Source organism: Actinomadura sp. NPDC048955, from assembly GCF_040649435.1.
GTDB lineage: Bacteria > Actinomycetota > Actinomycetes > Streptosporangiales > Streptosporangiaceae > Spirillospora > Spirillospora luteofluorescens.
In genome coordinates this window covers 322,643-345,090 of the sequence record NZ_JBEZJI010000002.1, presented here as the reverse complement: position 1 = coordinate 345,090, position 22,448 = coordinate 322,643, and the positions used below count along the sequence as shown (strand labels likewise).

The window sequence follows — 22,448 nt, the reverse complement described above, 5'->3', positions numbered from 1 at the left end:
GTAATCCGGTCCATATTCCGATTCTATCGATCCCTGGGGGGCGGCGAGCTCAGGGCGTGCGTGGCCGCGGCGTAGGCGTAGGTGTGGTTGCGCGCGTTCGCGAGGCCGGTGACATAGCCCTTGAGCTCCTTGGTGGCGGCGGCGTTGCCGGTGGCGTAGAGGCCGGTCACCGTCGAGCCGTCCCGCCGTCTGACGCGGGCGTGGCCGTCGATCCACAGCCCGAGCGTCCCCATCCCGAAGCCGACGATCGACAGGGGGAGGGCGTAGTAGGGCGGTGTGGCGAGCGGGCCGAGGTTCGGGTTGGGCGTGTGGTGCGGATCGCCGTAGGCGCGGCGGATGAAGGGGAGGGAGCCGCGGTGGAACTCCGGGTCCTCACCGCGTTCCGCGTTCCCGTTGTAGGTCGCGAAAGTCGCGGCCAGCCCGTCGGGGTCGATGCCCGCGGCGCACGCGAGCTCCTCCGGCGAGTCCGCGCGGACGATCGAGTCCGGCCAGGGGTCCCCCGGTCCGTAGGGTCCCAGCCGGTAGCGGCGGCGGAACTCCTCGTCGGCCAGGAACCAGCAGGGGTGGTTGGCCCACCGCTTGTTCCTGCCGTCGAAGCGGCGCAGCGCCCCGATCAGCGCGCCGTAGTAGCTCTCGTCGCCGAAGCGGCGTCCGTCCCGGTTGACGATCATCGAGTGCGGCAGTCCGAGATGCTCCAGCAGCGGCCGGCACAGCGGCACGTCGCTGCCGGGGTGGGTCTCCCCGGGGAAGTGGAAGCCCACGCTGAAGAAGGGGTCGGCACCCCGGACGGTCGCCGCGCCCGCCCGCTGGGCCAGCAGCAGGGCGTCGCCCTCCACGACGGGCGGTGCGGATTCGACGAGAGCGGGGACGTCCTCCAGCTCGCCGGCGTCGGGGGCGTAGCCGTACCCGCCGGAGGCGATCAGCACGCCGTGCCTGGCCCGGACCGTCACGCGTCCGTCCGGCCCCTCGAGGACCGCGCCCGTGACCGCGTTGCCGTCCGTGAGCAGCTCGGTCGCGCGGTGCCGCAGGAGGCAGTCGACGCCGCGCTCGACGAGCGCAGCGCGGACGAACGCCGCCGACAGGCCGGAGCCGTGCGTGAGCAGGTCCTTCTCGGCGGCGCCGCGCAGGCCGTCTGCGGGGTCGAGGGCACGCGCGGAATAGATGTCGCTCCGCGGCACGCCGATCTCGTAGTAGGGGCTCGGCCTCAGCTTGTCCCGCCAGGCGCCTAGGGCCGCGCCGGGGAGGACGCACTCCAGCAGGCGCCCTTCGGCGGTCGATCCCGGTGCCGGGTGGTAGAGGTCGGGGCAGTTGCGGATCACCTCGAACGGCACGCCGGCCGCGCGGTACCACCGGGTGGCCTCGACCGCCAGTTCCAGGTAGGCGCGCCGGGCGCGGCGGTCGACCGGACGGCCCTCCCCCTGGACGTGGTCCATGTACGCCTCGGTCGCGGCGAGCGAGTCGTCGCCGCCGGCCAGGCCGCTGGCGCCGACCCAGACGAAGCCGCCGCTGTAGGCGGCCACGCCGCCCACCATGTCGGACCGTTCCACGACCAGGACGTCCGCCCCGAGGTCGTGGGCGCGGACGGCGCCGGCCAGGCCGCCGAGGCCGCCTCCGACGCACAGGAAGTCGACGGTGCGTTCCATGTTCACCTCTCGGCCGTGGTGGCGGGGGGCATGTGCCTCCTCGACGGGCTGCGTTTCGGGTGGAGCACCGTTCGCCCTCAGAGCACCGCGACGGGGGTGACCGGCGAGCCGGTGCCTCCGGGGACGGCCAGCGGGCCGATGACGAGCATGAAGTCGTCGCGGCCCTCGGCGGCGAGTGCGTCCGCCAGTTCGTCGAGGGCCATGCTGTGCACGAGGTGGACGCCCAGGTAGACGAGCGCGAGCACGTGCACCGGGAGCCGGCAGTCGTCGACCGCGACGGGGAAGGCGTCGCCGGGGCCGTCCGTCCCGACCACGGCGGCGTCCCGGTCGGCGACGAAGCGCAGCGCGTCGGGGTGCAGGCCGGACAGGTGCCCGTACCGGTCGCCGTCGTCGTCGGGGCCGGGGTCGGGCGCGGGCGCGCTCCACCGGCCGGTGCGGACGATCAGCGCGTCGCCCGGGCCGAGGCCGGGCGCGGCGGCGGCGAGTTCGTCGTGGCCGACGGCCGTGCCGGCGGGAAGGTGCTCCACCCCGCGCAGCCGCGGGATGTCGGCCAGGACGGCGCGGGTCACCACGGGGACGGCGGCCGTGATGTCGCATCGGGCCGCGCCGTCCGGGCCGGTCATCGACGCGAAGTCGCGGCCTCCGTACCCGCGGCCGCGATGCCCGATGTGGCTCAGCGCGTCCATGTGCGTGATCTCCAGGCCGTGGCACTCGGAGGTCAGCCGGTCGCTCGCGGCCTGGACGTCGCCGCCCGCGTTGGAGCCCCACCACGTGATCATCTGGTGCTCGAAGGCGGTGTCGCCGGCGCGCGGGTAGTAGGCCGGCAGTCCGTTCCTGAGCGGTCTGGCCAGCGAGATCGCGCGGCCGGTGCGGACGCCGCCCGCGGCGGCGCGGACGCGCTCGGGTCCGGCGAGGTTGAGCGCGCCGCGCTCGTCCTCGTCCCCCCAGCGGCCCCAGTTCGCGCCGAGCCCCGGCCAGAACGTGTCCATGTGCTCCCCCAGCCGCGCATCGATCGGAAGATGTTCCGGATGACGGACTATCACACGAGAGCTTCGGCGCCGTCAACACTCCCGCCGAATCCCTTTGACCAGCCCTCTTCTCATCGGATCTCGCCGGATCGAACTCATTGACAGCCACGAAACCGGTATCTAGTGTCATCCCCGAACTCTGTTCCGCTATCCGGAAAGGCTGGCCATGACAGCGACGCGCCTCCGTGAACTGATGGCAGACGACGTGGTCTTCGCCCCCGGCGTATGGGACGGGCTGACCGCCCGCCTGGCCGAGCAGGCCGGCTTCCCGGCCCTCTGCGCCTCGGGCTTCGCGATCTCCGCGGCACTCGGCCTGCCCGACGCGGAGCTGTACACGATGTCGGAGAACCTCGACGCCGTCCGCCGGATCGTCGAGGCGAGCGACCTGCCGGTCATCGCCGACATCGACACCGGCTACGGCAACGCCCTGAACGCCGCCCGGACGGCCCGCCGGTTCGCCGACGCGGGGGCCGCCGCGGTCTTCATGGAAGACCAGGAGGCGCCCAAGCGCTGCCCGATCTGCGTCGGCGACCCCGTCCCGGTGATCTCCCTGGAGGAGGCCGCCGGGAAGATCCGGGCCGTCCGCGACGCGGCCGGCGACCGGCTGGTGGTGATCGCCCGGACCGACACGGCGGGCGAGGAGGCGCTGGAGCGGGCGGAGGCCTACGCCGCCGCGGGCGCCGAGATGATCATGCCGGTCACCAGGACCTTCACCGGCGTCGACGAGTGGGCCGCCTGCGCCGAGCGCGCCGGCGTCCCGCTGATGGCCACGCTCACCGCGTCCACCTGGGTCGAGCGCGACTTCACACCGGAGGTGCTGCGCGAGATCGGCGTGCGGCTGGCGCTCCTGCCCACGCAGATCCTCCTGTCCGCTACCGGGGCGATGCGCGCGACGCTCCGCCGGCTGCGGTCCGGGGAGCCGCCCGCCGAGGTCAGCGCGGACGCGCTCCCCCACCACGACTTCGTCGACCTGATCGGCTTCGCCGACATCGAGAAGGCGCAGGAGAAGTACCTGCCCGCGACCGGAGCCTGAGAAGGGAGTGCGGATGACCAGCACGGACCAGGACCCCGCCCCCCCGGCCGGGACGGCGCGGACCATCACCGAGAAGATCCTCGCCCGCGCGGCCGGGCTCGACGGCGTGCGCGCCGGGCAGAACCACGCCTTCAGGCCGGACTACATGGTGGCCTACGACTTCCCCGGCTACACCGACCTGATGTTCAAGCAGATGCACGACGACTTCGGGATCACCGAGGTCGACGACCCCGAGCGCTACCTGATCTTCATCGACCACATGCTGTCCAAGGGCGACGGCCGCGAGCGGCAGGTGCACGACGTCACCCGGCGCTGGGGCGAGTTCTACGGCATCACCGTGCACGAGGGCCGCGGCATCGGCCACCAGGTGGCGGCCGAGATGGGGTACGCGCTGCCTGGAACGTTCCTCATCCACTTCGACGGGCACATCAGCGGGCTCGGCGCGTTCGGCGCCCTCGGCTGGGGCGTGCGCCGCGACCTGCTGGAGGCCTGGGTCAGCGGCCGGATCTTCCTGGACGTGCCCGCCTCCACGCGCTTCGACCTCACCGGCGCGTTCGCGCCCGGCGTCGACAACCGCGACCTCATCCACGAGATCATCTCCCGGGTCGGCGCGGACGGCTGCGCGCACCAGGTCATGGAGTTCACCGGCCCCGGCGCGGAGGCGATGAGCATCGGCCGCCGCCAGGGCCTGTGCGGGATGGCCATGTTCACCGGCGCCGTCTCGGCCGTCTTCAACCCCGACGAGCTGTCCCTGGAGTACGCCCGGCGCGTCGCCCGCACGGAGTTCGAGCCGCTGTCCAGCGACCCGGGCGCCTCCTACGCCGCGACCCACCGGATCGACCTCGACACCCTGCGCCCCAGGGTCGTGCTCCCCGGATCGGCCCGTGCCGCCAACACGCTCGGCGTGGACGAGGCCGCCGGGACGCCCATCACCCGCGCGTTCATCGGCTCCTGCGCCAGCGGCCGGATCGAGGACATCAGGGCCGCGGCCGAGATCCTGCGCGGCCGCCGCGTCGCCTCCGGCGTGCAGCTCAACGTCGTCCCGACCTCGCAGGTCATCCACCGGCAGGCCGAGGAGGAGGGGCTGCTGGACGTGCTGCGCAAGGCCGGGGCGGACGTGGCCGTCTCCAGCTGCGACTTCTGCTTCGGCTACGCCAGGCCGCTCCAGGAGGGCGAGAGCTGCATCTCCACCGGGGTGCTGAACATCTCGGGGCGCATGGGCAGCCCCGGCGCCGACATCTACATGGGATCGGCCTACACCGTCGCGGCCAGCGCCGTGGCCGGCCGGATCACCGACCCGCGGGAGGTGATGGCGTGACGGCGCCCGTCGTCCCCGGCGTCCTGCGCGGACGCGTCGCCTGGGTGTTCGGCGACGACTTCGACGTCGACCTGATCGTCGGCGTGGAGAACATCAAGTACTACGACGCCGACAAGCTGCGCGCCGTCTGCATGCGGGCCTTCGACCCCGGTTTCGTGGACAGCGTCGAGCCCGGGGACGTGGTGGTGGGCGGACGCAACTTCGGTTACGGGCACCCGCACTACCCGCCGCTGGTCGCGCTGCGGAACGCGGGCATCAGCGCCGTCCTCGCCGAGTCGTTCTCCCCCGGCTTCTGGCGCGGGGAGACCTACAACGGGATGCCGCTGGTGACCGTGCCGGGCATCGCCTCGGCCGTGCGGCGGTTCGACGCCGTCGAGGTCGACTGGCGCAGGGCCCGGGTGCGGCTGGCGGACGGCACCGAGCTGGCGGGGTCCCCGCCCAGCGACCGCGTCGTCAAAGTGATCGAGGCCGGCGGCAGCCTGAACCTGCTGCTGCGCGAGCACGCCCGCCGGAAGCCGGCGGAGGGCTGACATGCGGGGACGCCATTTCGACACCGGCCACGGCCAGATCCGCGTCTGGCTCACCGACGACCGTCCGGGCGTGCTGGTGCTGCCGGGCATCCGCTGGTCGGGCCGGCCGCTCGCGGAGGAGATCGCGCTGTGCGCGCCCGGGCATCCGGTGGCGGTGGCCGATCTGCCGGGGGTGGGCGGGTCCGCGCCCGGGGCGGCCGCCGGCGTCGGTCCGGCCGCGGACGCGCTCGCCCGGGTGGCGGGCGCCCTGGGCGTCCACACCGTCGTCGGGCTGGACATGAGCTGCGACCTGGCCGCGGCCGTCGCGGGACGCGTCCCGGGCTGCCGCGAACTCGTCCAGGTGGACCGCGGTCATCTCACGGCCGCGCGGGAGGCCGCGCCACCCGACGTCACGCCGCACGGCGACGGCACCCACCTGTCTCGGCTGTGGCAGACGGTGCGGAACGCCCATCTGTTCGCGCCGGGCTCGGAGCGCGCGACGGTGCCGGGACGGGCCGAACTGCCCAGCCCGGCCGCGCTGGACCGCACCGTCGTCGCGTTCGCGGAGCGGCCCGAGGCCTTCATCGCACTGTGGCAGACCTGGTGCCGCGCGGGCGAAGACCCGCTCGCCGGCGGCCGTCCGGTCACCGCCCAGGTCAACCCGGAGGGCACCGGCCCGACACCCGTCCACGAGTGGCTCGGCAGGCTGTCGAAGGCCCACGGGCACCCCGCGCCCGAGACGCCGGACGGGACGTCGCCGGACAGGCCGGAGGCGGCGCGTGACCGCGCGCGGCGAACGCTGCCCCTGGTCGGAGGCCCGCCGTGCGGGACGCCGTCCAGCCCGGTCGTCATCCGGGAGACGGCGATCCGGCGCGCGTTCACCGACACCTCGGTGGGGCAGATCCACGTGCGCCTCGCGGGAGACCCGGCGGCGCCGCCCCTGCTCGCGCTGCATTCGGCGCCCGGGTCGGCGGGGCTCCTCGAACCGCTGATGCGCGGCCTGGCGGAGGACTTCCACGTGATCGCCCCGGACTACCCGGGCAACGGCGAATCCGACAAGCCGTGGCGCGACGAGATCGACATCGGCCGGCTCGCCGACGTGATGGCCGAGGTCGCCGAGCGGCACGCGGGCGGCCCGGCGTTCCTCTGGGGCACGCACACCGGAGCACTGATCGCGCTGGAGATGTGCGTGCGCCGCGCCGACCTGGTGCGGCGCGCCGTCCTGGAGGCGCCGCCCCTGCTGCCGCCCGACTTCACCGCCGACATCCTGGAGCACTACCTGCCGCCCCTGCGGGCGGACCGTTTCGGCTCCCACCTGGTGCGGGCGTGGGGCATGCGGCACGACATGTTCCTGTTCTGGCCGTGGTACCGGGACCGGACCGCCGCCGACCGCCCGCTGCGGGTCCCGCGCGCCCGCGAACTGCACGACTGGACCGTGGGCCTTCTCCAGAGCGGCCCGACCTACCACCTCAGTTACGCGGCGGCCTTCCGGTACCCGACCCGGGACCGGCTGCCGAAGCTCACGGTGCCGGCGCTCATCTGCGCCGGGCCCGACGACATGCTGGCCGACAACCTCCCGGCCCTGCGCTCCGCGGCACCGGACGGCGTCACCCTCGCCGCCACGCCCGCGACCTGCTGGTACCCCGACCAGGATCCCGCCGCGGTCGCCGAGACCGTCCGGCGCTACCGGGACTATCTCGCCGCCGCCTGACGGCGCCTTCTCCGAGGAGACCACCCCATGGCACGACCCACCGTCCGCCGCAGGCGGCGCGCAGCGCTCGCCGTCGCCACGGCCGCCTCCCTCCTGCTGGCCGCGGCGTGCGACAGCGGAACGCAGAGCGGCGAGATCAAGATCGGTTTCATCACCGCGACCACCGGGCCCGTCGCCTTCGCCGGGCAGACCTTCGGCAACGGCACCCAGCTGGCCATCGACCAGCTCAACCAGGAGGACTACCTGGGCGGCGGACGCAAGATCAAGCTGGTGAAGAAGGAGGGCGCCGAGAACCCGGCGCGCGCCGTCGAACAGGCCAAGCAGCTCGCCGGGGACCAGGGCGTCGTGGGCGCGATCTGCTGCATCCTGTCGCCGGTGGCCGGGGCGGTGAAGCCCATCACGTCGGCCGCCAAGCTGCCGCTGGACATCTACGGCGCCACCGACCTCGGCCTGGAGGACCCGCCGTACGTGGTCCGCACCACGACCCTGCCCCAGGACGCGAACCGGAGCCTGGCGCGGAAGGTGGTCGCGCAGGCCAAGCCCGCCTCGGTCGCCTACGCGGTCACCCAGGACAACTCCGGCTGGGTCTCCCAGCTCAAGAGCTTCCAGGAGGGCTTCGCCGGAACCGGCGTCCGGGACCTCGGGACGGTCAACACCCTCGCCGCGCAGACCGACTTCAGCGGCGCGGCGGGCCAGCTCATGGCCAAGAACCCGGAGGCCGTCGTCATCGCCGCCCTCCAGCAGTCGTCCATCTCGCTGATCAAGGCACTGCGCAGCCGCGGCTACCAGGGGCTGATCGTGACGGCCGAGACGATCGGCAGCCCCGGGGCGTTCAAGGCCGCCGGGCAGACGCTCGCGGACGTTCCCTTCCCCGTCTACTTCTTCGCCGGCAAGGCCAGCGCCCAGGGCCAGAAGTTCGCCCAGAGCTACAAGGCCAAGTACGGGACGGACCCCGACGACTACGCGGCCCAGGGCTACATGGCCGCGTACATGATGGCCACGGCCGCGAAGAACGCGGGCAAGGACGTCACGCGCGAAAGCGTCACCAAGGCGCTGTCGAACATCAAGAGCCTCGACGGCACCATCTACGGGTCGGTGCGGTTCGAGAACGGCCAGCTCCACGCCCCCGACAGCATCGTGCACATCACCTGGACCAAGGACGGGCGCCAGACCGAATGGACGCCGTCCGGCCGGAGTGCTTCCTGAAAGGCCCGGTGAACTGAGCATGCTGTTCGTCCAGCAACTCATCAACGGCATCGCGCTCGGCGCCGTCTACGCGTTGTTCGCGGTCGGCTTCGGCGTGGTGTTCTCGACAATGCGGATCCTGAACCTCGCGCAGGGCGTCTACGCGACCTGGGGCGCGCTCGTCGCCTACTGGGCGGTCGCGGAGCTCGGGCTGCCGTTCGCCGTCGCCTGCGTGGCCGGCATGGCGGGGGGAGCGCTGACGGCGGTCATGGTCGACCAGGTCGCCTTCCAGCCGCTGCGCTCGCGCGGCGGCGAGCAGCTGCTCGGCACGATCATCACCAGCGTGGCGCTGTGGATCGCCCTGCGGGAGGTGGCCAGCCTGGCCACCGGCGCCGCCCCCCTCGGCTTCCCGCCCGGCACGGTGCCGGGCGGCCTCCTGCACATCGGCGGGGTCCGGGTGCTGACCACCCAGATCATCGCCGTGGTCTGCGCGGTGGCGGTGACCACCCTGATCCACCTCCTGTTCCGGCACACCAGGCTGGGCGCGGCCATCCGGGCCGTCGGACACGACCGCGGCGCCGCGATGCTCGGCGGCGTCAACCCGCGCACGGCCATCCTCACCGCGGCGGCGCTGGCCGGGGCCGCGACCGGGCTGGCCGGGGTGCTCTACGCCGACAACCAGACCTTCACCTTCGCCCTGGGGGACGGGCTGCTGCTCCAGGGCTTCGCCGCGGTCGTCATCGGAGGCATGGGGGACGCGCGCGGCGCCGCGTTCGGCGGGTTCATGATCGGCATCGTCCAGGTGCTGTCGGCCCAGTACATCTCCAACTCCTTCCAGGACGCGATCACGTTCGGGCTGCTGCTCGTCGTCCTGGTCGCCCGGCCGCGCGGCCTGTTCCGGACCGTCGAACTGGGGAGGGCCTAGCGATGGGAACCCAACTCACGCTGCTGACCAGCGCCGTCGAGTTCGCGCTCGCCGGTGCGCTGCTCGCGCTCAGCACGTACGTGACGCTGTGGGCGGGGCTGCTCAGCTTCGCCACCGTGAGCTTCGCCGCCGTCGGGGCGTTCACCGCGACGCACCTGATGTCGTCGGCGGGGCTCGGGCTGTGGCCCTCGCTGGCCGCCGGCGGAGTCGGCGGCGGCGTGCTGGCCGGCGTGGCCGGCGTGCTGCTCATCCGGCTGGCGGACCACTGGATGGCGCTCGCCACGGTCGCCCTGATCCTCGTGACGCGGGTGATCGTGGTCAACCTCGGCGACCTCACCGGCGGCTCCGCGGGCGAGGTCGTACCGGCGGAGGTCCACCTGTGGGAGCTCGTGCTCGTCGTGGCGGTGGCGTGCCTGCTGCTGGCCCGCCTCGCCCGGTCCCGGTTCGGGACCGCGGCGGTCGCGACGCGCGAGGACCCGACGGCCGCCGCCACCATGGGCGTGCGTGTGCGCCGCGTCCAGGTGGCCGCGTTCGTCATCAGCGGCGTCCTCGGCGGCGTCGCCGGCGTCCTGCAGGCCGGGCTGCTGCGCTACATCGACCCGGACACCTTCTACATCGACCTGGCCGTCACGGTCATCGCCTGCGTCGTCCTCGGCGGCGCGTACCACTGGTTCGGGTCGGTCATCGGCGCGGTCGTCTTCACCGGGCTGCCGGTGTACGTCAACCAGTTCGTCGGCCAGGGCCAGTCCATCATCAACGGCGCCCTGCTGCTGGTCATCATGATCTGGGTGCCGGGCGGGCTGGTGGACCCGCTGCGCTGGCGCAGGCTGCGGGAGCGGCGGGCCCCCGCCGCCCCGGCGGCCGGCGCCGCGGCCGCACCCGTGGAGGTGCGGTCATGACCGGGGACGCCCTCGTCATCGACGGGCTGGCCAAGCGGTTCGGCGGGCTGAACGTGCTGACGTCCGTCGGCATCACCGTCCCGCGCGACACCGTCTTCGGCATCGCCGGCCCGAACGGGGCGGGCAAGACGACGCTGCTGAACATCGTCAGCGGCCTGATGCCCGCCGACGCCGGTTCCATCGCCCTGTTCGGCGACGCCTGCCACGACCTGCGGGCGGCCGCCCTCGCGAGGAAGGGCGTGGCCCGGACGTTCCAGAACATCCGGCTCCTGCGCGGCCTCACCGTCCTGGAACAGGTGCTGGCGGGCGCGTACCGGCACCGGCGCGTCGGCAGCGTGCGCGGGCTCGCCGGGACGCCGCGCGCCCGCGCCGAACTCCGCGAACTGCGGGAGCGGGCGCTCGAAGCCCTCGACGCCGTCGGCCTGCGCGACGCCGCCGGCCGGCTCGCCGAGACCCTCCCCTACGGCGACCAGCGGCGGCTGGAGATCGCGCGGGCGCTGGCGTCGCGCCCCCGGCTGCTCCTGCTGGACGAGCCCACGGCCGGCATGAACGCCGCCGACTGGGGCGGGATCGGGGATCTGATCACGAGACTGCGCGACGACGGCACCACCATCGTCGTGGTGGAGCACAACATGCGACTGATCCAGACCATCTGCGACCAGGTCGCCGTCCTGGCGTCGGGCGAGGTCATCGCCTGCGACGACCCCGACGTCTGCCTGCGCCGGCCCGAGGTGCGCAAGGCGTACTTCGGCAAATGAGAGGAAGGGACCACACCATGCTGACCGTCGAGTCGCTCGAGGTGACCTACGGTTCCATCCGCGCCGTCGCGGGCCTCGACATCGCCATCGGCAAGGGCGGCGTCACCGCCCTGCTCGGCGCCAACGGCGCGGGGAAGTCGAGCACGATGAGCGCGATCGGCGGACTGCTCCGGCCGTCCGGCGGACGCGTCCTGTTCGACGGGGCGGACATCACCGGCATGCCCGCCCACCGGGTGGCCCGCCGGGGGCTGGCGCTCGTCCCCGAGGGCCGGATGGTCGTCGGGTGCCTCACCGTCCAGGAGAACCTGGACCTGTCCGCCTACGCCCGCGGCCGGCGCCGCACCGCCCTGGTCGACGAGGTGTACGACCTGTTCCCCCGGCTGGCCGAACGCCGCGCGCAGACCGCCGCGCTCATGTCCGGCGGCGAACAGCAGATGCTGGCGATCGGCCGCGCCCTGATGACCGCCCCGTCCGTCCTGCTGCTGGACGAGCCCTCGATGGGCCTGTCCCCCGCCATGGTGGACACCGTCTTCTCCGCGATCACCGCGATCCGGGCCTCGGGCATGACGATGCTCCTGGTCGAGCAGAACGCCGCGCTCGCCTTCCCGCTGGCCGACCACGCCTGCCTCGTCCAGCGGGGGGCGATCGTCGCCGAGGGCACCCCGGAGGAGCTGGAGCGGGACCCGGCGACCATCGCACGGCACCTGGGCATCGACGAGGAGCCGCGCCCGGACCGGACGTCGAAGGGAGTCACCGCGTGAGCCCCCGCTGGCAGTCCCTGTACGGCGAAGGCGTCCCCGGGGAGATCGACCCCGGGCCGGAGAACGTCGTGGAGATGTTCCGCCGCCACGCCGCCGCCCGCCCGGACGCACCGCAGCTCCACTACTTCGGTGCGACCCTCGACCGCGCCGGGACCGACAGGCTGAGCGACGCGTTCGCGGCGGGACTCGAACGCCGCGGCGTCGGCGCCGGGGACCGGGTCGCGGTGGCGTTGCAGAACACCCCCGCCTGCGTGCTGGCCGTGCTCGCCGTGTGGAAACTCGGCGGCACGGTCGTGCCGGTCAACCCGATGTACAAGGCGCGGGAACTCGCCCACCTGCTCGCCGACTCGGGCGCCCGGGTCCTGGTGGCCCACCCCGCCGCGCGGGCGGAGGTCGCGGCCCTTCCGGCGGGCGGCGCCCCGGAGCACGTCCTGTACTCCCGCGACGGCGCGTTCGCCGGCGACCTGGGCGGCCCGTGGCCGCAGGAGCCGGACGACGTCCTCGCGATCCTCGATGAGGGCGGCGTCCCCCGGGCCCCGGTCTCCCCCCGTCCCGGCGACGCCGCGCTGCTCAGCTACACGTCCGGGACGACCGGCCCCGCCAAGGGCGCGATCAACACCCACCGCAACCTCGCGTACCAGGTCGCGGCCTGCCGCGCCTGGATCGGCCTGGACGAGCGCGACTCCGTCCTCACCATCGCCCCGCTGTTCCACATCACCGGCCTCGCGATGCACCTGGCCCTCGGCCTCGGCGCGGGGCTGCCGCTCGTCCTCACCCACCGCTTCGACGCCGCCACGACCGCCGCCCTCGCCGAGCACCACCGGCCGACCTTCACCATCGGGTCGATCACCGCGTTCATCGCGCTGCTCAACGAGCCCGCCGCCCGCGACCGCGACCTGAGCTCGCTGACGAAGGTCCTCAGCGGCGGGGCCCCCGTCCCCGCGGCAACGGTGCGCGCGTTCGCCGACGCGTTCGGCACCTACGTCCACAACGCGTACGGGCTGACGGAGACGACATCGGCCGCCGTCGCCGTCCCGCTCGGCAGGACGGCGCCGGTCGACGAGGCGTCCGGCGCCCTCGCGATCGGCGTCCCCCTGCCGAGCGTCCACGTGGAGATCCGCGACGAGCGGGGAGAGCCCCTCCCGCCGGGCGAGATCGGCGAGCTGGCGATCACCGGCCCGCAGGTCGCCGCCGGGTACTGGCGCAACCCCGGGCAGACCCGCGCCTCCTTCCCGGACGGGGTGCTGCTCACCGGCGACGTCGGCTTCATGGACACCGCGGGCTGGGTCTACCTGGTCGACCGCAAGAAGGACATGATCGTGGCCGCCGGCTACAAGATCTGGCCGCGCGAGGTGGAGGACGTCCTGTACGAGCACCCGGACGTGCGGGAGGCGGCCGTCATCGGCGTCCCCGACCCCTACCGCGGCGAGACCGTCCACGCCCATGTCAGCCTGCGGCCCGGCGCCACCGTCACCGCCGAGGAACTGCGCGCCTTCTGCCGCGAGCGGCTGGCCGTCTACAAGGCGCCGGCACGAGTACGGATCGAGGAAGAACTGCCCAAGAGCGTCTCCGGGAAGATCCTCCGCAGAGCCCTGCGCGAAGAACAACCCACCTGACGCGCGGGAAGCAGCGTCCCGGACCGACCAGCCCGGACGTGTCGCCCACGACCACCGCGCGGCGCGTCATGGCCCGGTTCGATCACTCTCGGGTAGGGGTGGGGGGTTCCCCTTGCGGAGCGATGCGCGGTCGGCGGGCCGGCGTTCATGCTCCGTCCATGCAACTGATCTCCAGGGTGGTGGGACTGCCGGCGGCCGCGCTCGCCGTGGTCGCGGCCGGCGGCATGGCCGCCGCGCCGGCAGGAGCCGGGACGCCTCAGCAGGCGCCGCGGAGCGAATCGGTCAACTGCGTGCCGGTGGCCCGCGCGGTGTGCGGGACGGTGCGGGTGCCGCTGGTGCGGGCGCGTCCCGGCCTCGGCAGCACCACCGTGGCCTACACGCTGATCGGGCATCGCGACACGTCCCGCCCCGCCGAGGGAACGGTGACGATCAACCCCGGGGGCCCCGGCGACTCCCCGATCGCGTTCGCCGCCCAGTACGCGCAGGTGTTCCGCGGCCTGCTGGAGGGCCACGACCTGCTGCTGGTCGATCCGCGCGGGGTGAACCGCTCCGATCCGGTCACCTGCGGGGCCCTCGGCTCGCTGCCCGCGACCCGCGACGGGTTCGTCCGGGCGGTCGGCGAATGCGGCCGGACGCTGGGCGCCCGCGCGCGCGGCTACACCTCGGCCGAGACCGCCGACGACATCGACGCCGTCCGCGCCAGGCTGCGGATCGGGCGGCTGGACCTGTTCGGGGAGTCCTACGGCACCTACCTCATGACCGTCTACGCCCAGCGTCATCCCGGCCGGGTGCGCTCGGTGGTGCTCTCCAGCGCCTACCCGCTCGGCTTCGACATGTGGGCGCGTCCCAACGCGAGCGCCGCCCGCCGAGCGCTGCGGCTGATGTGCCGGCGCAGCGCGGGCGCCTGCGACGGCGACCAGGTCCTGCGCGACACCGCGCGGCTCTCCCAGCGGCTGCGCGCACGGCCGATCCCCTACACGCTGGACGGCCAGCGGCGGCTGCTGGACGACACCGCACTGGCCGCGATCATCTACGACTCGGCCAAGTCGGCCCCCGCCGGGATCGGCGACCTGCCCGCCATGGTCCGCAAGGCCCTGCACGCCGATGACACGGCGCTGGTCGACGCCGCCCGGCAGACGTCCCCGCTGAGCGGTTCAGCGCTCCGCCGCGACGAGGAGCAACCCTTCAATCCCGAACTGGCCGCGGCCGTGATGTGCAACGACTACCCGACCCTGTGGAACCGCCGAGCGCCGGTCGCCACCAGGCTCCGGCAGTTCTCGGCCGGGCGCGCGGCACTGTCCGAGCGGACCTACTGGCCCTTCGGCAAGACGGCCTGGACCAGCATGAGCTACGACCAGGGCAACGCCTGCATCCGCTGGCCCGACCGCCACGGCCCAGTGCAGCCGACCGACGTCCCGCTCCCGGACGTCCCGGTCCTGGTGGTCTCCGGCGACCTGGACGCCAACACCCCGACCAGCATGGGCCGCCAGGCCGCGCGCCAGTTCCGCCGCGCCACGGTCGTCGAGGTGCCGAACGTCGGTCACGTGGCCGAACAGGAACCCAGCGGCTGCGTGGCCGCGCTACAGACCGGCTTCATCCGCGGCCTGAAGGTCCGAGGCGCCTCCTGCCTGGCCGACATCCCGCCCGTCCCCGTACGGCCCTGACCGATCCGGATCCCGAACTGGCAGCGCGACTCCAGGAAACACCCCGGTCCGAGCGATGTCCCAATTTTCGGTCGTCCAATAATTCGATTAATTAACTGACCTAAAAGAATGGCCCCCTGCTGGCCCGCCGGGACGGTAGGGGACGAAGGAGGGGCGCCCAAGACCTGGTGCCCACAAACGAGATGAAGAAACAAGAGTCGCTGCGTGTACTGCAGCATGGCCTCACAGCGATCCGGGAAGCGGTCTCGGATCTCCCTGGAGCGGGGTTGACCGGTCCCGCCTGGACGCTCAGTGCCGAGAAGCGGGCGCTGGACCTACTGATCGCCTCAGCGCTCGCACCGGTGTACGTGCCCACGGCCGCCGTCGGAGCAGCGCTGATGTTCCTGGAGGACGGCCGGGCGCCGATCTTCCGGCAGTGGCGGATCGGCAAGGACGGCGTGCCGTTCAAGCTCGTCCATGTCCGGACGATGCGGGACGGCAAGGGTCTGGACGCGAGCCTCGGCTCCAACGACCCTCGGGCGTCCCGTCGCGGGAGGATCCTGCGCAAGGGGACCTTCGACCAGTTCCTGGAGGTGCACCACGTGTTCCGCGGCCACATGTCGATGGCCAACCCGCGTCCCCTGCTGGAGTTCGACCGGGAGCTGATGAGGGAAGTCCTGCCCCCCTCTGTGTACAAGGAGTGGAGCTGGGCGGCGACGATCGGCAGGCCCGGCATGTACAGCACGTTCGGGAACGTGAGCATCGGTCTGGAGCCGCAGAGCGAGGAGTTCCTGCTCCGGCGGTCCGAGTGCGACATCCAGGACGCGCACTGCGCGAGCCTGGAGCGGGACCTGAAGATCCTGAGTGACACGGCGAAGATCGGCTGGTCCTTCGTCAGCCGCGCCTCGTAGGTCACCGAGCACCACCAGAGGGAGGGCGCGGCCGCCGGCCGCGCCCTCCCTCCATCGGTTCGTGACGAGCGGGGACAGAGGGGCTGGACGTCTGCTGCGGGACGGGTGCGGGCATGCGCGTACTCGGGGCTTTGTGCGATGGGCGCGTCACGGGGGTCGGCAGTCCGCGTGGGCGGCTCGTGCTGGCACGCAAACGGGCGACCCGCTCTCCGACGTCCCGGTCGTGGTGTTCCGTCACGCCACCGTGGTCGAGGTGCCCAACGTCGGTCACGCGGCCGAACAGGAACCCAGCGGCTGCGTGGCCGCGCTACAGACCGGCTTCATCCGCGACCTGAAGATCCGAGGCACCTCCTGCCTCGCCGACATCCCGCCCGTCCCGTACACCCCTGACCATCCTGAACGGGCGGAAAGTTCAGTGCAGGTCCGGAGGCGGTCCGGTCTCGGGCTTGGTATAGGGAGGCCTGCCATGGATCAGCCGTAGCAGGTCCTCGGCCCCTTCGGGCGCATATGACGTGATCAAGAAGTGATCGGCGGTATAGGGCTGCAGGAAGATGGGGATATCGTCGACCGAATACCCTGGCAGCACAACGGGAAGCATCTTGCGGCTCCAGAGCGGGTGATCTCTATGATACAACTCGCGCAGGAGCCTCATCTCTGACTGCAGGCCGCGATTATCGACCGGGTCGTTCTTGCCGTCGCCGACTATCCGGCACCGCGGTGACGCCACGATCACCACGAAGTCCGCTGTGGTGATTTCCTGGGTGGCCCAATCCTGCCAGTCTCGGCGACTGTCAAGGAACCAGCGGTCCATTCGCGGGACCACTCCACATTCGGCGAGCAGGTGACAGAACCGCAGCACGTTCTGTTTGTGCTCGTCGGAATCATGAGCGTAGGAGACGAACACCTCTGGAGGGGATGGCGCACATACGGGCTCGTTCCGAGGTGATTCTTCCCGCCACTCCAGACCGGTCCAGACGGCCGGCGCACTCCCGCCCGGAGCCTTCATGTAAGCATCCAGTAAGTGGAAGGCCAGGTCGGTGTCGCTCGCGCGAATTCGTACGGTCTTTCCACTGGGCGAGTGAACGAGCTCCGCGAAAACCCGGTCGCCAGGCGCGGAAACCGTACGCAACCATCCCCGCAGGACCGAACTCGTGGCCGCGAGTTTAGCCCTTGCCGTGTCGGCGATGTAGCTGATGAGCGCGAGAGTGCGATCAGGCGTCTCCTCGGGACTCCTGTACTCCAGATCCCATCCCGTGGACGCGGGCAGGTCCGCGGCTTCCAGTGAATCGATCAAGGACGAGCGCGCCGTCCCCTCCACCTCATCAGAGAATCTGACAACCGCCGTCACGTGAGACTCTTCAGACATGTCATCATAATGACATGGACCATCCTCCCATCACAGGCTGACACAGAATCTGGCGCGGGTTTCTGCATGGAACATTTCATCGATCTCCTCATCGACCCCAGCAAAGCCTTCACAAACCCAAACCCGACAGACGACCGGCAGCCGGACCTGGCCACAAAGATCACCGAAGTCATCACCCTGGCCCGGACATTCCACGCCGAGCACAACTGGGCCGAACTGGCCCACGTGTACCAGACCATGGCGGACCTCGCGTGGAAGCAAGGACGAAAGGCCGCTTCGATCAGGCTGTTACTCGCCGAACGGGCGGCGGCTCTGCGTCTGGGAGACGACGACCGGGTTCGGCAGGCCACCTACTTCGCCGGCCAGCGGCACCGGCTCTCGGCCTCCTTCCTGGCGGCCGAGGGATGGAACCGCAGCCTGCTGCGCACGCAACTCACCGAGAGATCGGCCAAGACCCACGTCGCAGCGTGGCGCGAGTTGGCGGCCATCGCGGAATTCCGATCCGACTACCGTTACGGACTGGAGAGCACAGACCGCGCATTGGCCATCTGTGGACGGTTCACCGACGACTCTGGAATGGCGAACGAGCGCGTCAAGGTACTGCTTCAGGCAGCAGTGCTGCAGCGACAGCGCGGAGCCGTCGACCTGGCGGTCGACGCCCTGGAAGAGGCACGCCGCCTGGCCGCCGAGACCGAGTGCGGGCCGCTCACCCGCGGACTCATCGAGTTGCGCGATGCCGGGCTCCAAGTGGTCATCGGCCGTCCGGAGGCCGCCCTGGCGGCCTATCGGCGCGCGGAAGCCCTCTTCAGCGGCGTCAGCGAGAACAACGAGATCTACACGCTCATCCGGCAGGTGGCCTGCCTGCGCGGGATGCACAGGAGCGCCGAGGCGTTGGAGACGAGCGCCCGGGTCCTGCGTCGAATCCGGCGAGGAGGCGAAAGATACCGCGTCGGCCAGGTGTTGCTGGAGCAGGCCGAGGTCTACCAGGACATGGGCGATCACGAAGGCGTCCGGCGGACACTGGATGAGGCCGCTCATTACTATGAGCAGGCCACCGGGCTGGAGGCGCTGCGCTGGCACCGGCATAGGGCACGCCATCTGATCGAAACCGGGGGCGACCCATCGCGGGCCGCGCACCACCTGCGCACCGTCCTGCGGCACGCCTGCACCGAAGAGCGCGCCGACCTGACCCGCACGATGCTGGCCCTTCACGACCTGGCACGTCTTCCCGATGGTTCGGATCTGCCGTTCGAGGTGCGCCTCGCCGCGAGCCGGGCCGCACTCCTGGCGGCGGACCTCCAACGCGCTTCACTCAGCGAGCCGATACAGCGGTGGTCGATGCACGGCCTTCGTGAGGACGTCTACTCAGGCGCCCTCCTTCTGCACGCGGTCGCCGGAGACAGCGCGGCGGTCGTCCAGATCGCGGAGACCGGCCGCACGGACATGCTCAATCAACTGATCGCTTCTGGGGCCCCGGCCGGATCGCAGGCCCTGACCGATCTACCGCTGATCCCCCAGACGGTCGATGAGGACGCGTCCGGCGCCGTCTTCGAGATCGCGGGCCTCCTCGCCGAAGGGGCCCGGGATCTGCAGGCCGGCAGCGTGCATCTCCCCGGCGAAGCGGTCTCCCACCGGGAACTGGACGGGTTCGCCGACATCGTGGTCACCACCCATCTGGGCTCCGACGGGGCCGCCTGGTGGGCGTCCTCGGCCATGCGACCGCGCGGCGGCCAGTGGTCGGTCGTGATCACTCAGGCCGCGGACGCGGTCGCTGGCGTCCTGAACCGGCTGGCATCGGGGGCGCATCTGCCTCCGAACGGCGTCGCCGCGTCGGTCTGGGAGGAACTCGGCTCCTTCCTGCTCCCCCAGCGGGATGCCTGGTCCGGTGACCGGGATGCTCCGATCTCGATCATGATTTGTCCCGATCCGCGCCTGTGGCATCTGCCCCACGGCGCTCTCACCCGGGCGGGGAGGAGCCTCGCCGAGGGGGCCGAAGTGACACTCGCCCCGAGTCTGAACACCCTGCGCTTGCTCCGCGAACGCGAACGCCACCGCGATTCCGGTCATGTACCGCCGCGCGCCCGGACCGCGGTCAGCGTCCTCGACACGCGACTTACGGGATACGCCGTCGAGAGCAGGGCACTGGAAAGTTGGCCCGGGGGGCATCGGACGTTGGGCGGGCTCACCGCTTTCCCTCCCACGCGTGAACACGGCCTTTTGTATGTCAGCGGCCATGGCAATGGGCCTGGCGCACGCTCGGCTCTCGGGCCGACGAACATCACGCTGGACACGCTCGCGCGGCAACGCCTTCCGCCCCTGGTCGTCCTGAACGGGTGCTGGAGCGGCACCGCGGACTCACGGTACGGGCAGGATCCGCTCAGCCTCGCCGTCGGGGGGCTGCTGGGAGGCGCGGCCACGGTGATCGCAGGGATCGGCCGCATCGACGGCATGGCTTCGGCGCACATCGCCGCGCTGATGCTGGTTCAGGTGATGCGGGGAGTTCCCGCCACGTCGGCTTTGCGCGCAGCCCAACTGCGGGTGCGCGAGGAACATCCCGAACTGGGCCCCTTCGGGTGGGCAGGATTGTGCAGTGTGGGAACCGGCAGGTGACGACGAGCACGCCCCGATCTTCGCCGAGACGCTACCTCAGTGCGCATACCTGAGCGGTGGCCAGAGCGACGCTTCCCCGGCGGGACCCAGCTCGGCGTACAGTTCCAGCGCCCTCGACCGGTTCCGGCGGGCGGCGGCCAGGTCACCTGCCGCCTCCGTGGCTCTGGCAAGGTTCTTCGTAGCCCTGGCTTCCTCGAAGCGGCTGCCGCAGCGCCGGCTCAGTGCGGCGGCCTGCTCCAGGCTGGTGATGGCGGAACGCATGTCGCCCCTGCGCAGGTGCGCTTCACCGAGGCAGTTCAACGCCATCGCAGAGTCCAGGGGGAGATCCAATTCTGTGAATGCCGACAGGGCGGCTTCGAGATGGGCCACCGCGCCGTCATAGCGGGCCATTTCGACCTCGGTGAGCCCGATACCGCGCAGGGTGATCGCCGCATTGCGTTGCGCGCCGGCCTGCTGGTAATGCTCGAACGCCGTGCTGAACTGGTCGAACGCCTGCGGGAACTCGCCCCTGTAGAAGTGGATCCAGGCATGGTTGCCGAGCGCGTTGGCGATGCCGTGGACGTCCTTCAACACGGAGAAGAGGCGGCGGGCCTGCTCGTAGTGCTCGTCGGCCCCGGTGAGGTCGCCCGTCTCGATCAGCGCCAGGCCGAGGTTGTTGGCCGTCACCGCTTCGGCACGTGGGTCCGCAAGGCGCTGCGCGGCGCGCAGGGCCTCCCGATGGCTCGCGATCCAGGAGTCCCACTGCTTGGTGACGAAGAAGAAGTCGCGCAACAGGTAGGCGAATTGCCAGCAGCGGACATCGGTGCGCTCGTCGAACGATGCGTGGACGAGTTCGACCAGCGTGCGCTGCTCTGCGGTGAACCAGGCGAGGGCCTGCTCGTAGGTGGAGGTCGGGGGAAGACCGCCTTCGGGGACAGGGATCGGGCCGAGCGGCAGGCGGTGGCGATGGGGGGCCAGAGCGCGGCTGGCCGCATCGGCGAGCATCACGTAGTGGTCCGTCATGCGGTGGACCGCCGCCGTCCGTTCGGGGTCCGGCAACCGGCGGGCGAGGTCTCTGGCGAAAGCTCGGAGCAGGTCGTGCAGGTCGAAGCGTCCCAGGCCGGCGCGCAGAACGAGGTTGGCGTCCGCCAGCCGATCGAGGAGCGACTCGCCCTCACGGGCGTCGCAATCGGCCAGTGCCGCCGCCGCCGCTGCGTCGAGGTCACTTCCAGGGTGGAGACCGAGCACGACGAACATTCGCCGCTCCGCGGAGTCGAGGGCTTCGAAGGAGACAGCGAAAGAGGCCGTGACGCTGCGTTCGTTGTCGGTGAGTTCCGCGAGACGTGCGTGCTCGTCTGCCAGCCTTCGCACCAGATCGGAGACGGTGCGCGAACTCCCGGTGGCGCACCGTGTCGCGGCGATCCGCACGGCCAGGGGAAGGTGCCCGCACAGTGTCACAGCGGCGTCCAACGGGGGCCGGTGCAACGCAGCGGGCACCCCTGCCGTCCCCTTGCCCGGCGTGTTCACGAGGCCCGCCACCTGCGCGAACAACGCCACCGCCTCCTCGTGAGGGAGCGGGTCGATCTGCAGACGATGGGCGTCGTCCAGCGCGTTGAGCACGGTACGGCTGGTCACGAGGACTGGACAGCGCGGATTCCCCGGAAGCAGCGGGAGAACCTGCGACGAGCCGATCGCATCGTCCAGCACCAGCAGAAGCCGCTTGTCCGCCATCGCGGCACGATAAGCGGCCGCCCGATCCTCGGGATGTTGGGGGATGCACTCGCCGGGCATGCCCAGCAGTCGCAGGAGCCGGTCAAGGGCATCGTCAGCCGTCAGCGGCGGCATGCTGCGCGTGTGTCCGTGCAGACTCAGGTAAAGGCATCCGTCCGGATACGCGTTCCGGATTCGGTGAGCGGCCTGGACGGCAATGGCCGTCTTGCCGGATCCCGCCATGCCGCTGAGCACGCAGACGACGTCGCTGGAGGCGGGCTGGGTCTCGGCGCCTTCAAGCACGGACTCGATCAACGCCAACGTGTCCCGGCGTCCAACGAAGAACCGTCCCGCCGGCGGCAAGCTGTGCGTGCGGTAAGGGACGGCGAAGGCGAGTGCGGGGTCGGTGAATGCGTCGGCCGTGGTCGCCGATCGCTTGGCGCCACTCTTGCGGGACGGGAGAGGAACCGCTTCGCTGTCGGGGCCGAGGACGGCGTCACAGAGATCAGTGAAGCCGGGGCCGGGGACCGCCAGCCCTCTTTCGATTCGGCTGAGATGCCCCTTGCTGTAGTGGATGCAGGCGGCCAGTTGGGCCAGAGACAGACCTGCCGCTAAGCGTCGCTCCCGGAGCCTGCCACCGAACTCCTGTGCCCCGTCGGGCCCGCTCATGCGCGTCGCCGCCTCGTGGGGCGATCCCCGTTCCCCGGCCGGGCCGCGCCGGGGCGAGCGCGCGAGGTCATCCGCCAGCGCACCATGGGGGCCACCTCCCGGCGAGCAGCCTGCGTGAGCTCCAGCAGCGGCGTTCGCGAGTTTCCTCTCACACTACGCAACACGCAACCCCTC

At 71.7% G+C, this 22,448-nt stretch carries 17 protein-coding genes; 13 read left to right on the top strand and 4 right to left on the bottom strand.

Features of this window, described 5'->3' with window-relative positions; genetic code table 11:
* Window positions 1-23: 23 nt before the first annotated feature.
* Both AB0C84_RS03680 and AB0C84_RS03675 read right to left on the bottom strand, forming a co-directional pair.
* The gene (locus tag AB0C84_RS03680; protein ID WP_361060759.1) at window positions 24-1,643 is read right to left on the bottom strand and encodes an FAD-dependent oxidoreductase; all 1,620 of its coding nucleotides are present in this window, start codon (window positions 1,641-1,643) and stop codon (window positions 24-26) included.
* A 77-nt stretch (window positions 1,644-1,720) separates the two neighbouring features.
* On the bottom strand, window positions 1,721-2,632 hold the full coding sequence (locus AB0C84_RS03675; RefSeq protein ID WP_361060757.1) for a cyclase family protein: 912 nt from the start codon (window positions 2,630-2,632) through the stop codon (window positions 1,721-1,723).
* Window positions 2,633-2,864: 232 nt separating this feature from the next.
* Here AB0C84_RS03675 and AB0C84_RS03670 point away from each other — a divergent pair, with 232 nt between their 5' ends.
* The 12 genes from AB0C84_RS03670 (at window position 2,865) to AB0C84_RS03615 (ending at window position 15,940) form a co-directional block, all read left to right on the top strand.
* On the top strand, window positions 2,865-3,704 hold the full coding sequence (locus AB0C84_RS03670; RefSeq protein ID WP_361060755.1) for an isocitrate lyase/PEP mutase family protein: 840 nt from the start codon (window positions 2,865-2,867) through the stop codon (window positions 3,702-3,704).
* Between the two features lie 13 nt (window positions 3,705-3,717).
* Window positions 3,718-5,022 (top strand): aconitase family protein, encoded by a 1,305-nt coding sequence (locus AB0C84_RS03665; RefSeq protein ID WP_361060753.1) that lies wholly within the window; start codon window positions 3,718-3,720, stop codon window positions 5,020-5,022.
* Window positions 5,019-5,552, top strand: coding sequence for a 3-isopropylmalate dehydratase (locus AB0C84_RS03660; RefSeq protein ID WP_361060751.1), 534 nt, complete (start codon window positions 5,019-5,021; stop codon window positions 5,550-5,552). The genes AB0C84_RS03665 and AB0C84_RS03660 overlap by 4 nt, the downstream gene beginning before the upstream one ends.
* 1 nt (window position 5,553) lies before the next feature.
* Window positions 5,554-7,242, top strand: coding sequence for an alpha/beta fold hydrolase (locus AB0C84_RS03655; RefSeq protein ID WP_361060749.1), 1,689 nt, complete (start codon window positions 5,554-5,556; stop codon window positions 7,240-7,242).
* Window positions 7,243-7,269: 27 nt separating this feature from the next.
* A complete protein-coding gene (locus tag AB0C84_RS03650) occupies window positions 7,270-8,448 on the top strand; it encodes an ABC transporter substrate-binding protein (RefSeq protein ID WP_361060747.1) in 1,179 nt (392 codons plus the stop codon).
* A 19-nt stretch (window positions 8,449-8,467) separates the two neighbouring features.
* Window positions 8,468-9,352, top strand: a complete 885-nt coding sequence (locus AB0C84_RS03645; protein WP_179844679.1) for a branched-chain amino acid ABC transporter permease — start codon at window positions 8,468-8,470, stop codon at window positions 9,350-9,352.
* 2 nt (window positions 9,353-9,354) lie between these two features.
* Window positions 9,355-10,251, top strand: a complete 897-nt coding sequence (locus tag AB0C84_RS03640) for a branched-chain amino acid ABC transporter permease (protein ID WP_361060745.1) — start codon at window positions 9,355-9,357, stop codon at window positions 10,249-10,251.
* Window positions 10,248-11,009: an ABC transporter ATP-binding protein gene (locus tag AB0C84_RS03635; protein WP_179844681.1), complete on the top strand. Its 762-nt coding sequence runs from the start codon at window positions 10,248-10,250 to the stop codon at window positions 11,007-11,009. Before AB0C84_RS03640 ends, AB0C84_RS03635 begins: the two co-directional genes overlap by 4 nt.
* Window positions 11,010-11,026: 17 nt before the next feature.
* Window positions 11,027-11,770: an ABC transporter ATP-binding protein gene (locus tag AB0C84_RS03630; protein ID WP_179844682.1), complete on the top strand. Its 744-nt coding sequence runs from the start codon at window positions 11,027-11,029 to the stop codon at window positions 11,768-11,770.
* Entirely contained in the window at window positions 11,767-13,386 is a 1,620-nt protein-coding gene (locus tag AB0C84_RS03625) for an AMP-binding protein (RefSeq protein ID WP_361060742.1), read from the top strand. Before AB0C84_RS03630 ends, AB0C84_RS03625 begins: the two co-directional genes overlap by 4 nt.
* A gap of 158 nt (window positions 13,387-13,544) precedes the next feature.
* On the top strand, window positions 13,545-15,050 hold the full coding sequence (locus tag AB0C84_RS03620) for an alpha/beta fold hydrolase (RefSeq protein WP_361060740.1): 1,506 nt from the start codon (window positions 13,545-13,547) through the stop codon (window positions 15,048-15,050).
* A 266-nt stretch (window positions 15,051-15,316) separates the two neighbouring features.
* Complete coding sequence (locus AB0C84_RS03615; protein ID WP_361060738.1) at window positions 15,317-15,940, top strand: sugar transferase; 624 nt, start codon at window positions 15,317-15,319, stop codon at window positions 15,938-15,940.
* Between the two features lie 412 nt (window positions 15,941-16,352).
* On the opposite strand, the gene AB0C84_RS03610 is transcribed toward AB0C84_RS03615, so the two are convergent.
* Window positions 16,353-17,306: an SEFIR domain-containing protein gene (locus tag AB0C84_RS03610; RefSeq protein ID WP_361060736.1), complete on the bottom strand. Its 954-nt coding sequence runs from the start codon at window positions 17,304-17,306 to the stop codon at window positions 16,353-16,355.
* Window positions 17,307-17,372: 66 nt separating this feature from the next.
* Between AB0C84_RS03610 and AB0C84_RS03605 the strand changes: the two genes are divergently transcribed.
* Window positions 17,373-19,916, top strand: a complete 2,544-nt coding sequence (locus AB0C84_RS03605; protein ID WP_361060734.1) for a CHAT domain-containing protein — start codon at window positions 17,373-17,375, stop codon at window positions 19,914-19,916.
* 36 nt (window positions 19,917-19,952) lie between these two features.
* Here AB0C84_RS03605 and AB0C84_RS03600 read toward each other — a convergent pair whose 3' ends face one another.
* Entirely contained in the window at window positions 19,953-22,274 is a 2,322-nt protein-coding gene (locus AB0C84_RS03600; protein ID WP_361060732.1) for a tetratricopeptide repeat protein, read from the bottom strand.
* Window positions 22,275-22,448: the final 174 nt, after the last annotated feature.

What these genes read in the sequence shown, in the direction of transcription:
- AB0C84_RS03630 (WP_179844682.1), top strand. Translation starts at nt 11,027, where the DNA reads ATGCTGACCGTCGAGTCGCTCGAGGTGACCTACGGTTCCATCCGCGCC.
- AB0C84_RS03600 (WP_361060732.1), bottom strand. Translation starts at nt 22,274, where the DNA reads ATGAGCGGGCCCGACGGGGCACAGGAGTTCGGTGGCAGGCTCCGGGAG.
- AB0C84_RS03655 (WP_361060749.1), top strand. Translation starts at nt 5,554, where the DNA reads ATGCGGGGACGCCATTTCGACACCGGCCACGGCCAGATCCGCGTCTGG.
- AB0C84_RS03605 (WP_361060734.1), top strand. Translation starts at nt 17,373, where the DNA reads ATGGAACATTTCATCGATCTCCTCATCGACCCCAGCAAAGCCTTCACA.
- AB0C84_RS03670 (WP_361060755.1), top strand. Translation starts at nt 2,865, where the DNA reads ATGGCAGACGACGTGGTCTTCGCCCCCGGCGTATGGGACGGGCTGACC.
- AB0C84_RS03680 (WP_361060759.1), bottom strand. Translation starts at nt 1,643, where the DNA reads ATGGAACGCACCGTCGACTTCCTGTGCGTCGGAGGCGGCCTCGGCGGC.
- AB0C84_RS03640 (WP_361060745.1), top strand. Translation starts at nt 9,355, where the DNA reads ATGGGAACCCAACTCACGCTGCTGACCAGCGCCGTCGAGTTCGCGCTC.
- AB0C84_RS03620 (WP_361060740.1), top strand. Translation starts at nt 13,545, where the DNA reads ATGCAACTGATCTCCAGGGTGGTGGGACTGCCGGCGGCCGCGCTCGCC.
- AB0C84_RS03650 (WP_361060747.1), top strand. Translation starts at nt 7,270, where the DNA reads ATGGCACGACCCACCGTCCGCCGCAGGCGGCGCGCAGCGCTCGCCGTC.
- AB0C84_RS03610 (WP_361060736.1), bottom strand. Translation starts at nt 17,306, where the DNA reads ATGTCTGAAGAGTCTCACGTGACGGCGGTTGTCAGATTCTCTGATGAG.
- AB0C84_RS03665 (WP_361060753.1), top strand. Translation starts at nt 3,718, where the DNA reads ATGACCAGCACGGACCAGGACCCCGCCCCCCCGGCCGGGACGGCGCGG.
- AB0C84_RS03645 (WP_179844679.1), top strand. Translation starts at nt 8,468, where the DNA reads ATGCTGTTCGTCCAGCAACTCATCAACGGCATCGCGCTCGGCGCCGTC.
- AB0C84_RS03635 (WP_179844681.1), top strand. Translation starts at nt 10,248, where the DNA reads ATGACCGGGGACGCCCTCGTCATCGACGGGCTGGCCAAGCGGTTCGGC.
- AB0C84_RS03675 (WP_361060757.1), bottom strand. Translation starts at nt 2,632, where the DNA reads ATGGACACGTTCTGGCCGGGGCTCGGCGCGAACTGGGGCCGCTGGGGG.